14 protein-coding genes and 1 pseudogene are annotated in these 13,025 nt (G+C 62.3%); 12 read left to right on the top strand and 3 right to left on the bottom strand.

The features are described from left to right. Positions 1-68 precede the first annotated feature (68 nt). Together ACZYHG_RS22140 and ACZYHG_RS22135 are read left to right on the top strand one after the other, a co-directional pair. The gene (locus tag ACZYHG_RS22140; protein WP_464614763.1) at positions 69-1,769 is read left to right on the top strand and encodes a SulP family inorganic anion transporter; all 1,701 of its coding nucleotides are present in this window, start codon (positions 69-71) and stop codon (positions 1,767-1,769) included. Continuing rightward, positions 1,766-2,389 (top strand): ParB-like protein, encoded by a 624-nt coding sequence (locus ACZYHG_RS22135; protein ID WP_464610385.1) that lies wholly within the window; start codon positions 1,766-1,768, stop codon positions 2,387-2,389. The genes ACZYHG_RS22140 and ACZYHG_RS22135 overlap by 4 nt, the downstream gene beginning before the upstream one ends. Here the strand turns inward: ACZYHG_RS22135 and ACZYHG_RS22130 are convergent. Continuing rightward, entirely contained in the window at positions 2,353-3,246 is an 894-nt protein-coding gene (locus ACZYHG_RS22130; RefSeq protein ID WP_464610384.1) for a helix-turn-helix transcriptional regulator, read from the bottom strand. The genes ACZYHG_RS22135 and ACZYHG_RS22130 overlap by 37 nt on opposite strands. 85 nt (positions 3,247-3,331) lie before the next feature. Here ACZYHG_RS22130 and ACZYHG_RS22125 point away from each other — a divergent pair, with 85 nt between their 5' ends. From ACZYHG_RS22125 to ACZYHG_RS22115, 3 genes are all read left to right on the top strand, one after another. Next, positions 3,332-3,862: a hypothetical protein gene (locus ACZYHG_RS22125; protein WP_464610383.1), complete on the top strand. Its 531-nt coding sequence runs from the start codon at positions 3,332-3,334 to the stop codon at positions 3,860-3,862. A 136-nt stretch (positions 3,863-3,998) separates the two neighbouring features. After that, entirely contained in the window at positions 3,999-4,628 is a 630-nt protein-coding gene (locus ACZYHG_RS22120) for a MarC family protein (protein ID WP_027029106.1), read from the top strand. A gap of 99 nt (positions 4,629-4,727) precedes the next feature. After that, positions 4,728-5,417 (top strand): hypothetical protein, encoded by a 690-nt coding sequence (locus ACZYHG_RS22115; protein ID WP_464610382.1) that lies wholly within the window; start codon positions 4,728-4,730, stop codon positions 5,415-5,417. 8 nt (positions 5,418-5,425) lie between these two features. Here ACZYHG_RS22115 and ACZYHG_RS22110 read toward each other — a convergent pair whose 3' ends face one another. Both ACZYHG_RS22110 and ACZYHG_RS22105 read right to left on the bottom strand, forming a co-directional pair. Continuing rightward, entirely contained in the window at positions 5,426-5,851 is a 426-nt protein-coding gene (locus ACZYHG_RS22110) for an OsmC family protein (RefSeq protein WP_464610381.1), read from the bottom strand. Between the two features lie 115 nt (positions 5,852-5,966). Further along, complete coding sequence (locus ACZYHG_RS22105; RefSeq protein WP_464610380.1) at positions 5,967-6,491, bottom strand: single-stranded DNA-binding protein; 525 nt, start codon at positions 6,489-6,491, stop codon at positions 5,967-5,969. 226 nt (positions 6,492-6,717) lie between these two features. Here ACZYHG_RS22105 and ACZYHG_RS22100 point away from each other — a divergent pair, with 226 nt between their 5' ends. The 7 genes and pseudogenes from ACZYHG_RS22100 to ACZYHG_RS22070 all read left to right on the top strand — a co-directional run bounded on the left by ACZYHG_RS22100 (position 6,718) and on the right by ACZYHG_RS22070 (position 13,001). Then, complete coding sequence (locus ACZYHG_RS22100) at positions 6,718-7,032, top strand: ArsR/SmtB family transcription factor (protein WP_027051956.1); 315 nt, start codon at positions 6,718-6,720, stop codon at positions 7,030-7,032. After that, on the top strand, positions 7,029-7,499 hold the full coding sequence (locus ACZYHG_RS22095) for an SRPBCC family protein (protein WP_464610379.1): 471 nt from the start codon (positions 7,029-7,031) through the stop codon (positions 7,497-7,499). Before ACZYHG_RS22100 ends, ACZYHG_RS22095 begins: the two co-directional genes overlap by 4 nt. 21 nt (positions 7,500-7,520) lie before the next feature. Further along, positions 7,521-8,126: an ATP-dependent Clp protease proteolytic subunit gene (locus ACZYHG_RS22090; protein WP_464610378.1), complete on the top strand. Its 606-nt coding sequence runs from the start codon at positions 7,521-7,523 to the stop codon at positions 8,124-8,126. 89 nt (positions 8,127-8,215) lie between these two features. Continuing rightward, positions 8,216-8,509 (top strand): hypothetical protein, encoded by a 294-nt coding sequence (locus ACZYHG_RS22085; RefSeq protein ID WP_464610377.1) that lies wholly within the window; start codon positions 8,216-8,218, stop codon positions 8,507-8,509. A 698-nt stretch (positions 8,510-9,207) separates the two neighbouring features. Then, positions 9,208-12,130 (top strand): annotated as a pseudogene (uvrA, locus tag ACZYHG_RS22080) (excinuclease ABC subunit UvrA). Beyond that, a complete protein-coding gene (locus ACZYHG_RS22075; protein ID WP_464610376.1) occupies positions 12,130-12,540 on the top strand; it encodes a DUF302 domain-containing protein in 411 nt (136 codons plus the stop codon). Before uvrA ends, ACZYHG_RS22075 begins: the two are co-directional and overlap by 1 nt. Then, the gene (locus ACZYHG_RS22070; protein ID WP_464610375.1) at positions 12,537-13,001 is read left to right on the top strand and encodes a GNAT family N-acetyltransferase; all 465 of its coding nucleotides are present in this window, start codon (positions 12,537-12,539) and stop codon (positions 12,999-13,001) included. Before ACZYHG_RS22075 ends, ACZYHG_RS22070 begins: the two co-directional genes overlap by 4 nt. Positions 13,002-13,025 lie beyond the last annotated feature (24 nt).

Below are 13,025 nucleotides of genomic sequence, written 5' to 3'. Positions count from 1 at the left end.
GCTTTTCGCCGCCACCAAGGCAAAAGCCGGCAATGGACCAACTTCCCCGAACAAAAGCCGTGAGCACCATGAATTGGAGCCAGTGGCTGCCTTTGCGGGCGCTGAGCGGCTGGCAGCCCGCGGATATCAATGGTGATCTGATCGCGGGCCTGACGCTGGCCGCGATCGCCATTCCCGAGCAGATGGCAACGGCCCGGCTCGGTGGCTTTGCTCCCGAAGTCGGTTTCTTCGCATTTGTTGCCGGTTCGGTGGCGTTTGCCCTGTTCGGCGCCAATCGTCACCTCTCGGCCGGCGCGGATTCGACCATCACGCCGCTGTTTGCCGGCAGCCTGGCGCTGCTTGCCACCGCGGGTTCGCCGCATTACCTGGCGCTGGCGGCCATGCTGGCGCTGATGGTCGGGCTGATCGTGACCTTGAGCGGTGTCTTTCGCCTTGGCTGGATCGCCGACCTGTTGTCGGTACCGGTCACGACAGGTTTCCTGGCTGGCATCGCCGTCCACATCATCGTTTCGCAAATGCCCGGACTTCTCGGCCTGCCTTCCGAGAGCGGAGAAACGCTGCGACGAGTCGGCGAGATCGCCGGCAATCTCCACCTCACCAATCCCTGGAGCCTCGGGCTCGGCCTTGGCGTTTTCGCAATCGTGTTCGGCGCCGAGCGCATCAGCGCCCGCATCCCCGGCGCCTTGATCGGCATGGTGCTCGCCACGACAGCGGTCGCCGTCTTCGGCCTCAAGGGTCGCGGCGTCGAGGTGCTTGGCGCCTTGCCCAACGGCCTGCCGCAGCCGGGCCTGCCGCTTGCCAGCTTCGACGATGTGCAGGCACTGGTTCCACTGGCGCTGCTGATTTCAATCGTTGTCATGGTGCAGACGGCGGCCACCTCGCGTTCCTTTGTGCCGGAACAGGGCGACCCCGACGTCAATCGCGATTTCGTCGGTGTCGGCGCCGGCAGCATCGCGTCCGGCCTGTTCGGCGCCTTCGCCGTCAATGCCAGCCCGCCGCGCACGGCCATCGTCTCCCAGTCGGGCGGCCGCTCGCAGCTGTCAGGTCTCATTGCCGCGGCCATCGTGCTGGCGCTCGGCGCCTTTGGCGGCAGTCTGCTCGCCGATGTGCCGCAGGCCGCCCTTGCGGGTGTCTTGATGTTCGTTGCCCAGCACATATTGCGCTGGAAGGTGTTCGCCAATGTCTACCGGCAGGCGCCTGTCGAATTTGTGCTGATCCTGATCACCATGGCGGCGATCGTCGTGTTGCCGATCGAGACCGGCGTGGCGGTCGGCATCGGCCTGTCGCTGCTGCACGGGATCTGGAGCGCGACCCGGACGCTGCCGATCGAACTCGAACAGGTGCCGGGAACTTCAGTGTGGTGGCCACCGGGCAAGCCAGGTGCTGGTGAACAACTCTCCGGCGTGCTGGTGGCAGCCTTCCAGGCGCCGCTTTCCTTCGTCAACGCCGACCGCTTCAAGCGCGGCCTCTGCGATCTTGTCGACGCCCGGAACGAAACCGTGAAACTGGTCGTACTGGAGGCCAGCAACATCGTTGAAATCGATTACACCGCCGCGCAGGCCCTGAAAGACACCATCACCCATTGCCGCAAGGCAGGCGCGATTTTCGCTATCGCCCGGCTGGAATCGCTGCGCGCCCAGGCGGCTTTGGCGCGGTTCGGCATTGCCGAGCTCGTCGGCCCGCAGCGGATCTTCCACAGTGTCGATGCAGCGATCAAATCACTTGGTCCGGGGACACAGCAGCAGCAAGAGCAGGATGGAGCGCCATGATCGACCCCCGAGAACCCAGTGTCACGCCGGTTCCCGTCGCCGAACTGAGGCCGACGCAGATAACGGTCGGCATGCGGGAAGTTGCGCTGAAGCGCCAGATGATCCGGGCGCAGGACGCCAAGAAGAAGACCGGCGCTTTTCTCGGCAGACACATGGTGCCGGTCGTATTGGGTCCCAAAAACCGCAACTACGTCACCGATCACCATCACCTCGCTCGCGCCCTGCTCGAGGAAGGCGTCAAGGACGTGCTTGTGACCGTGATCAGCGACCTGTCCGCGCTCGACAAGGACGCGTTTCTTTTCGCGCTCGACAACAGAGGCTGGATGCACCCGTTCGACGAGAACGGCAAGCGCCGCGATTACGCGGCAATACCGAAGACAATCGGCGAGCTGCTCGACGATCCCTACCGGAGCATGGCGGGCGAATTGCGCAGAATGGGCGGTTTTGCCAAGGACACGACGCCGTTCAGCGAATTCATCTGGGCAGATTTTTTGCGCCGGCGCATCGCCAGGGATGTCGTGGTCAAGAGCTTCGACAAGGCGATGAAGCAAGCCTTGAGCCTCTCGAAGGGCAAGGATGCGGATTACCTGCCGGGTTGGTGCGGACCGACGTCGGACTGAACCTGCCCCAGCGGAGACGCACACATACCGGGACCGCTTGATCGGCGGACGCGATAGTCGCCTGGCGTCTCGCCCATGACGCGTCGAAACCGGCGGTTGAAAGTCGACAGGTCGTTGAAGCCGGCTTCGAAAGCGATGGCCGAGACCGCATCGTCCGACAGGCGCAGCCGCACTGCCGCCCGGTGTAGCCGGGTTTTCAGCAGGAACTGGTAGGGCGTCATCCCGGCAACCTGCCGGAAGATGCGCAGGAAATGGTAGGGACTGGTCGCCGTCTCATCCGCCAGTGCCGACAGCGAAATCGGACCGTCGGCATCCAGTTCGATCCGCCGCACTGCTTCCGCCACCCGTTTCTGGTCGCGGCGGCTCGGCGCGCGCCTGACCGGCGAGGCGCCGGAAGCCGTGGCCACGGCGGCGGCGGCAATGCGCAAGGAGAGTTCCTCGAAGGCACCCTTGTCGGCCGTTTCGCGCGCGGCTTCGAACTCGGCCAGCAGAGATGCCAGCGCCGGCAAAGGCGGCAGGCGCGGCGCCTCGAAGGTGAGCGTCCTGGCGCCCGGCACGCCAGCGACGATCCGCTCCATGTAGGCCGGCTCGAAATGGAATGAGAGGCAACGGTCGCCGCGGCCATGCTCGTGCCCGCACTCATAGCAGGTGCCGGAATTGCCGAGCAGCAGGCTGCCTGGCGCCAGCATCGCCGTGCCTTGCTGCGCGCGGTAACGGAACGTGCCGCTGGTCACGGCCGCGACGCAGAAATCCTGATGGGCTTCCTCGAATGGCCGGTCGCCCACGCCGGCCGTGCAGATCACATCCGCCACGTGCCAGCCGGGTCCCGATGCGAGCGTGCGGGTCGTCGCTGTCATCGCTGAAATATAGCAATTTTTCCCAAGCCCTGAACCCCATCAGCGCCTACTCCTCGCGGTCTCCTGACACGAAGAGACCGCAGCCATGTTCGACCCCTTTGCCGAAGCCCTGCACAGCCCTGGACCGATCGGCGGGCTTGTTGAAAAACTGAACCTTTACGGTCGTTTCGTCGGCGCCTGGACCTTCGATGCCTCGCGCCACCTCGAGGATGGCACCGTGCTGACCGGGCGTGGCGAGGTGCATTTCGGCTGGGTGCTGGAAGGCCGCGCCATCCAGGACGTCTGGATCCTGCCCGCTCGCGACGCCGGCCCCTCGCCGTCTCTGGGACCATGGACTTTCTATGGCACGACGTTGCGGGTGTACGATCCCGGCGCGGACGCCTGGCACATTTTCTGGAGCGATCCGCGCAACCAGTATTTCAGCCGCCAGCTCGGCCGCGCCGAGGGCGACACGATTGTGCAGGTTGGCGCCGACGGCACCGGCTCTTCGGTGCGCTGGAGCTTTTCGCGGATCACCGAAGACAGCTTCCGCTGGCTCGGCGAGCGCTCGCAGGACGGCGCGGACTGGCACCTCGAAGTCGAGTTCCTGGCGCGGCGTGTGAATGAAGCTCGATAAGTCGTCGAAAAGTCGCTTGAATGATAGGTAGCGATCCTTCGCGCGCCTGGCATTTCACGCCACAGCCTGTTTTCAGTGCTCCCGCTTTGCTCTACCAATATCAGAGTACGGGCCAGGCCCGGCGGGAGGGTCAGCGATGCCGAGTTTCGACAGCCTGTTCAATGCCTTCGTCACCATTCTCGTGACCATTGATCCGCCCGGGCTGGCGCCGCTGTTTCTCGCCGTGACACGCGGCATGAACCGCGAAGAGCGCCGGCAGGTCTCTGTTCGTGCCTCGATCATCGGCTTCCTGGTGATGGCGCTGTTTGCGGTTGCCGGCGCATCGATCCTGTCGGTGTTCGGCATTACCCTGCCGGCCTTCCGCGTCGCCGGCGGATTTCTGCTGTTCTTCATCGCCTTCGAAATGGTGTTCGAGCGCCGGCAGGACCGCAAGGAGAAGATCGGCGACGTCGCCATCACCAAGGACATGATCCACAACATCGCCGCCTTCCCGCTGGCGATCCCGCTGATTGCCGGTCCCGGCGCCATTTCGGCGACGGTACTGCTCTCCGGCTCGTTTCAGGGTTTTGCCGCGCAAGCGGCACTGGTCGGCATCATCTTCGTCTGCCTTGCCATCACCTATCTGGTGTTCGTGCTGTCAGAGCGCATCGACCGCATCCTCGGCCAGACCGGCCGCTCGATCCTGACCCGCCTGCTGGGTGTCATCCTGGCGGCCTTGGCCGTGCAGTTCGTCGCCGACGGCATCAAGGCGCTGATGGCTGGCTAGAAAGATTCTCCCTTGAATTGCATCACATTTAGTCTTTAGCTGATGTGATTTGGTAGCTGACGTGATAAGGTTCTTGGCGTCTGCCGGGATCAGTAACCAATGTCCAACCAGTCTGATGCTTCGTTCGCCACAGAACAGGCTAGGCATGCCATGCTCCTGGATGACAAACGGGTTAGTCTCGACTGGTGGCGATTCTTTTCCGAAATAATCAAATGGCTGATCATTGCCATCGGAGCTGTTATCTCCTTCTATGTCATTGACGAAGGCAAGCTGCAGCTGGAACAGTTCAAAGCCCGTTCGGAAGACCGGCGCGACCTGCTCAAATCCTACCTTGCCGCTACCACCACCGCGCAACCTGACGTGTGGGTGCGCGAGCTCAACATCATCCTCAACATGACGGACGACGATCAGCTGCGCCAATGGGCCAAAACTGAGTTGACCTATATCCAGTCTTCCGCAGCCCGTGATGCGCTCTATCGCGAAACACTGAAGGTCGCCTCGCAACTCGTCGAGCCGACGCAACTTGCTGATCCAGACCGCAAACAGCTGCGCGCCCGCTTCAACCAGCTCTACTGGGCTGATTTGCCCTTCGTCGATGAAAGCAACGACGTGGCCAGCGCCATGGTCGAATTTCGCAACAAGCTGCAAGCGGCCGAGAAGGTCGGCGCGGATGATGCTAAGGCGTGGGACAACACCAATCTGGCGTTAATCAGCCTTTCACGCGTTTTACGAAACTCCACAGCCGCCGTTTCTGTGCCGCAAGATTCCAAGACACCGGGATCTAACTAAAGCGCGTCCTACTTCGCCGCGGTATCGATGACTTCAAAATCATGCGTGATCGTAGCCGTCTTGGCCATCATGGCGGAGGCCGAGCAGTATTTTTCGATCGACAGGTCGATCGCCCGCTTGACCTTGTCGCGCGACAGCGCCCGGCCCTTGACGATGAAATGCATGTGGATGCGTGTGAACACCTTTGGATCGGTCTCGGCCCGGTCGGCGTCGAGCTCGACCACACAGTCTTCGACCGCCTCGCGGCCCTTCTCGAGGATATGGACGACATCATAGGCCGAACAGCTGCCGGTGCCGATCAGCACCAATTCCATCGGGCTTGGCCCCGGCGTCTTGCCATCAGGGCTTGAGGCTGTGCCCAGCACGATCTTGTGGCCGCTGCCGAACTCGCCGACGAAGGTGCGCTCTTCGACCCATTTCACCCGTGCCTTCATCGAACTCGTCCTTTCGGTCCTTTGATTCCAAATCAACAACGCAAAACCCCGAAAGTCCATGCAGGACCCTCGGGGCATATTGATCACTCGATGTCAGCCGTTGGTATTGCTTCGATCAGAACGGGATTTCGTCGTCCAGCTCGCGCGACGAACCGCCACCGCCGCCACCCCTGGGAGCGCTGCCGCCGCCACGGTTGAAGCTCTCGCTTGGGCTGGACTGGCCGAAATCGGAACCACGGCTGCTGCCGCCACCGGCATAGCCGCCGACCTGGCCGCCCTCGCCCTGGCCGCGCGCGTCGAGCATCTGCAGCTCGCCGCGGAATTTCTGCAGCACGACTTCCGTCGTGTACTTGTCGGCACCGGTCTGGTCCTGCCATTTGCGGGTCTGCAGCTGGCCCTCGACATAGACCTTCATGCCCTTCTTCAGATACTGCTCGGCCACCTTGGCGATGCCCTCATTGAAGATGACGACATTGTGCCACTCGGTCTTTTCCTTGCGCTCGCCGGAATTCTTGTCGCGCCAGCTTTCCGACGTGGCGATGCGGATGTTGACGACCGGCTCGCCCGAGTTCAGGCGGCGGATTTCAGGGTCGGCGCCGAGATTGCCGACCAGAATGACCTTGTTGACGCTACCCGCCATGATTTTTCTCCGCGCTCATCCGAAACAAAATTTTGTCGCAGCACCTTACAGCTTGCCGACAGCCGCCGCCTGCTAAGGCTGGCTTTTCCCACAAGGTTTTTGTTCCCTCTTCGTTCCTATATGCACAGCCACTGATTGTCAAGGAATGGCAGCAACGGCCTAGGCCATCATATGGGTTTCAAAACAGCACTTGCCAAATCGATAAGTATCGACTTATGCTTTTGTCATGATCGAAGCAGAGATTTTCCGCGCCCTTGCCGACCCGACGCGCCGCGCCGTCTTCGAGCGTCTCGCCACAGCCGAAATGAGCGTGTCGGAATTGCGCAGCGGCCTGACGGTATCGCAACCAGCTGTCTCGCAGCATCTGGCGGTGCTGCGTGGCGCCGGCCTGGTGGTCGAGCGGCGGGCCGGCCGCAACGCCTATTATCGCGCCGATCCGCAGGGACTTGCTCCCTTGCTCTCCTGGATCGACCGCTACCGGACCTTCTGGCCGGAGCGCATCGAAAGGCTGAAGACGGTTTTGAAGGACATGGATCAATGAACAGCAAAGACGAAATCGCCGAGGATGCGCTGGAGTTCGAATACGATCTCGCCGAACCACCGGAAAAGGTATGGCGGGCGCTGACCGTGCCGGAACTGCTTGCCGCCTGGATGATGCCGAACGACATAAAACCTCAGACCAGCAGCAATTTTACCTTTGCCGGGCCGGACACCGCGATCGAATGTGAAATCCTCGACGCCGAGCCGGAGCGCCTGCTGCGCTATTCCTGGCGCGAGCAGCCACGCGATGCCAAGGGGCAGGATCCGCTCGACAGCACCGTCACCTTCACACTCGCCCGCACCGTTTCCGGCGGCACGCATCTGCGCGTCGTCCATGACGGTTTTGCCAAGAAAGCGATGCCCGCCGTCGCCATGGCAGGCGCCGGCTGCCGGCTCTCGCTGGGTTTGAGCGGTACTGGAAAGCCCATCGCCGCCAACACACCGTGCCTTCTGCTGCGCGCGGCCTGAACACGGAATCGGAGACAAAACATGAGCGGTATTGCCAGTCTGGTGCCGATGGTGATCGAGCAATCGAGCCGCGGCGAACGCGCCTTCGACATTTTCTCGCGACTGCTGCGCGAGCGCATCATCTTCATCAATGGCGAGATCAATGATGACATCTCGGCGTTGGTCTGCGCGCAGCTCTTGTCGCTGGAGTCGGACAATCCCGAAAAGGAGATATCGCTCTACATCAACTCGCCGGGCGGCGTGGTGACCAGCGGCTTCGCCATCTACGACACGATGCAATATATCAGTTGCCCTGTGTCGACCGTGTGCATGGGGTTTGCCGCGTCGATGGGGTCGTTCCTGCTCATGGCCGGCACAGCGGGCCGCCGCATCGCGCTGCCCAACGCCACCATCCTGCTGCATCAGCCGCTCGGCGGCTTCCAGGGCCAAGCCTCCGACATTCAGCGCCACGCCGAGCGCATTGGCAAGACCAAACGCCATATGGCCGAACTCTACGCGCAGCATTGCGGCCGCAGCTATGAAGAGGTTGAACGCACGCTCGACCGCGACCATTTCATGACCGCCCGCGAGGCCCAGGCATGGGGCATTGTCGACCACGTCTTTGACACGCGCAAAAAGGCGGCCTAAGGCCAAACCCAGATCGGATTCCTGACTGCTGTCGAAGATTTGACGATATCGGTCTGGTTCCGGCCGCGGCTCGTCCCTATAATCCTGGAATGACCAACCCATCCAAAACATCGCACCGTGTTGTCGCTGTTGCAGTGCTTGCCATTGCCGGCCTCGTGTCCGGCACGGCACTTGCCGAGGACGCCTCGCCGTCGGCGCAGAAAGGCGCCCTGCCCGGCGTGACCGGCGACTACCGCATCGCCAAGCCGGCCCCAGTAGCGGAACCCGACGACGCATTCCCCAGCAACGGGGATGGCACGTTCAAGATAGGCAACACCGATGTCAGGATCGGCGGCAGCATCACCCTAGATGTCGCCACTGGCGGGATCAAACCACCAAGGTAGGCTAACCGCGTCACGGTTAGCCCGGGCTCCCCAAAAAAACGGCCCCGCCGTGCCTAGGCAAACGGACGGGGCTTTTTTGGATATCAAATCCATTTTTGCCGGGAGTGTACTGCCGGCGTTTGATTTCGGATGCTTCGCGGCGTCAGCCGACGATCCGACTAGCAGTCTCTGATTTTTTGGGGGATACGGCAGGTCACGGTTTGCCGGGCGGCGCAAACGCTCGGCCCTGGCACTTATGCCTGCCGCGGCTCCAGTGATACCTGGAACCTTGGGGGACTGTCAGGTGGCGTCATGGCTCCGCTCCTCTGTCCGTTGCGACATTGTCGTCCCGAAGCACAATTCGCAGATGCCTGCGGCGTCTCGCAGACCGCCCCCTGGGCGGCGAGGCCATCAAAAGACGGCCGGCTTCGATTGACTTCGGTAGACTGCTCCCCTCAGCCGGCGGCGTCAACCATCAATAGCCGGTTACTGAAAAACGTGATCTGCGGGAGGTTACGTACAAGTCAGTTTTTGCACAGCTTTGTCAGGAGCGCGTTCAGCCTTTGTTCTTTCCGCTTGCCCCCTCGCGCGAAAGACGGTTAAACGAATTCGTCGAGAATTGTGGCGTCTCTCGACGTGGCGGCAAAAACACCTACATAGGGGATGGCCGGGAAAAACCCGCCAATCCCACGAATCCAGATTTGAGGCGGCGACCGGCGATGGCCGACCATAAATATCTTTCCATTCGCGGGGCGCGCGAACACAATCTGAAGAACGTCGATCTCGACCTGCCGCGTGACAGCCTGATTGTCATGACCGGTCTGTCGGGCTCCGGCAAATCGTCGCTCGCCTTCGACACCATCTACGCCGAAGGCCAGCGTCGCTATGTCGAGAGCCTGTCGGCCTATGCGCGGCAATTCCTCGAAATGATGCAGAAGCCTGACGTCGACCAGATCGACGGCCTATCGCCTGCCATTTCCATCGAACAGAAGACGACATCGAAGAACCCGCGCTCGACGGTCGGCACCGTCACCGAGATCTACGACTATATGCGCCTGCTGTTCGCGCGCGTCGGCATCCCCTATTCGCCGGCCACCGGCCTGCCGATCGAGAGCCAAACGGTTTCGCAGATGGTCGACCGTGTGCTGGCAGTCGAGGAAGGCACGCGCCTGTTCATCCTGGCGCCGATGGTGCGCGGCCGTAAGGGCGAGTACCGCAAGGAATTGCTGGAACTGCAGAAGAAGGGTTTTCAGCGCGTCAAGGTCGATGGCGTCTTTTACGAGATCGCCGATGTTCCGGCGCTGGACAAGAAGTACAAACATGATCTCGACGTCGTCGTGGACCGCATCGTCGTGCGCGGCGATCTGGCGACAAGGCTTGCAGATTCCATCGAAACGGCGCTGAAGCTCGCCGACGGCCTTGCGGTGGCCGAGTTCGCCGACAAGCCGCTCGAACTCCAGCCAGACCGGCGAGGATTCCGTCAACAAGTCGAAGAACGAGACGCATGAGCGCATCCTGTTCTCGGAAAAATTTGCTTGCCCGGTGTCCGGCTTCACCATTCCCGAGATCGAACCGCGGCTGTTCTCCTTCAACAACCCGTTCGGCGCCTGCCCAACCTGCGACGGCCTCGGCAGCCAGCGCGCTATCGATCCCAACCTCGTCGTGCCCGACGAGAACGTGTCGTTGCGTGACGGCGCCGTCAGCCCGTGGGCGAAGTCGACTTCGCCCTATTACGTGCAGACCCTCGAAGCATTGGGCAAGGCTTACAACTTCAAGCTCGGCGACAAGTTCAAGGATTTGAGTACAGAGGCCCAGGACGCGATCCTGCGCGGCACCGGCGAGCGCGAAGTCACCTTCCAGTATGATGACGGGCTGCGCTCCTACAAGACGACCAAGACCTTCGAAGGCGTCATCCCCAATCTCGAGCGGCGCTGGAAGGAAACCGAATCCGCCTGGATGCGCGAAGAGATCGAGCGCTTCATGTCGGCGACGCCTTGCCCGGTGTGCAAGGGTTATAGGCTGAAGCCCGAAGCGCTGGCGGTGAAAATCGCGGGAAAACATATCGGCGAAGTCACCGAGCTTTCCATCCGCAAGGCCGACCAGTGGTTCACCGACCTGCCGCCACACCTGAACGCCCAGCAGAACGAGATCGCGGTGCGCGTGCTCAAGGAAATCCGCGAGCGCCTGCGCTTCCTCAACGATGTCGGGCTCGACTATCTGACGCTGTCGCGCAATTCCGGCACGCTGTCGGGCGGCGAAAGCCAGCGCATCCGGCTGGCATCGCAGATCGGCTCTGGCCTCACCGGCGTGCTCTATGTGCTGGACGAGCCGTCGATCGGCCTGCATCAGCGAGACAATGCGCGCCTGCTCGATACGCTCAAGCATTTGCGCGACATCGGCAACACGGTGATCGTCGTCGAACACGATGAGGACGCCATCCTGCACGCCGACTATGTCGTCGACATGGGCCCGGCCGCCGGCATCCATGGCGGCGAGATCATTGCCCAGGGCACGCCGCAGCAGGTGATGGCCAACCCCAATTCGATCACCGGCAAATATCTGTCGGGCGCGCTCGAAGTGGCCACACCTGGTGTTCGGCGTGAGGCGAAGAAGGGCCGGCGCCTGAAGGTCGTCGGCGCGCGCGGCAACAATCTGAAGAACGTCACCGCCGAAATCCCGCTTGGCACCTTCACCGCCGTCACCGGCGTGTCGGGCGGCGGCAAGTCGACCTTCCTGATCGAGACGCTGTTCAAGGCTGCCTCGCGCCGCATCATGGGTTCGCGCGAGCATCCGGCCGAGCATGACCGCATCGAGGGCCTCGAATTCCTCGACAAGGTGATCGACATCGACCAGTCGCCGATCGGCCGCACGCCGCGTTCGAACCCGGCCACCTACACCGGCGCCTTCACGCCGATCCGCGACTGGTTCGCGGGCCTGCCGGAAGCCAAGGCGCGCGGTTACCAGCCGGGACGCTTCTCGTTCAACGTCAAGGGCGGCCGCTGCGAAGCCTGCCAGGGCGACGGCGTCATCAAGATCGAGATGCACTTCCTGCCCGACGTCTACGTTACCTGCGATGTCTGCCACGGCAAGCGCTACAACAGAGAGACGCTCGACGTACTGTTCAAGGGCAAGTCGATCGCCGACGTGCTCGACATGACGGTCGAGGAAGGTGTTGATTTCTTCGCCGCCGTGCCCGGCGTGCGCGACAAGCTCGACACGCTGAAGCAGGTGGGCCTCGGCTACATCCATATCGGCCAGCAGGCGACGACACTGTCTGGCGGCGAAGCGCAGCGTATCAAGCTGGCGAAGGAACTGTCGCGCAAGGCGACCGGCAAGACGCTTTACATCCTGGACGAACCGACCACCGGCCTGCATTTCCACGACGTCGCCAAGCTCTTGGAAGTGCTGCACGAACTGGTCGACCAGGGCAACACGGTGGTCGTCATCGAGCACAATCTCGAAGTGATCAAGACTGCCGACTGGGTGCTCGATCTCGGCCCCGAAGGCGGTGACGGTGGTGGCGAACTGGTTGCCCAAGGCACGCCGGAAACGATCGTGCGCGAAAAGCGCAGCTATACCGGCCAGTTCCTCAAGGAGCTGCTGGAGCGCCGCCCCGGAGGTAAGCGCGAAGCGGCGGAGTGATGGCTGGCGATGGCCTCATCACGGTCGAAAGCCGCTTTGGCGTGACCGAAACCATCGATCGCCTGGCTGAGGCGGTCAAGCGCGCGGGGTTGCTTGTGTTTGCCCGCATCGATCATGCAGCCGGCGCGCGCGATGTCGGCGCGTCGCTGCGGCCGACCGAGCTGCTGCTCTTCGGCAACCCGAAAGGTGGTACGCCGCTGATGCAGGACAGGCAGCTTGCCGGCATCGACTTGCCGGTGAAGGCGCTGGCCTGGGAAGATGAGGAAGGCAAGGTCTGGCTTTCCTACAATGACGCGAATTGGATCGCCGAGCGCCATCGCCTGGGCGACGCCAGCCGTGCCGCAGTCGTGGCCATTGCCGCCGGCATGGAAAAGGTGATCGCCGCTGCTGCTGGAATGGGTCAGTCATGAGGCTTGCCCGCTCTGAAGATCTCGCCGCGATCGTCGCGCTGACCGAAGCGGCCTACGCTCCCTACAAAGCCATTCTTGACGCGCCGCCGATCCCGGTTACCGAGGACTATGCGCCGCGCATCGCGCGCGGCGAGGTCTGGCTGCTGGAGAGCGGCGGCGAACTTGCAGGAGCGCTGACACTGGAGCGGCATGAGGATCACGCCATGATCTTTTCCGTCGCGGTGTCGCCCGCCTTTCAGGGCAAGGGCTTTGGCGCAACGCTGCTCAATCACGCGGATCAACAGACGCTGTTGTGGAGCCTGCCGGAGATACGGCTCTACACCAATGCGAAGATGGAACGGAACATCGCGCTCTACCTCGCTTACGGTTATCGCGAGACGGGTCGCCGGCCCAATCCGTATCGGCCAGGCTGGGTGCTCGTCGACATGGCGAAGGCGGCCGACGAGACCACGGCAGCCTGATTTTTCTTTCAATTCGGGAGGACG

The sequence above is a fragment of the Mesorhizobium subarcticum genome, from assembly GCF_055456085.1.
Note: the sequence above shows the minus strand (reverse complement) of the source record. Positions and strands in the feature narration are given on the sequence as shown.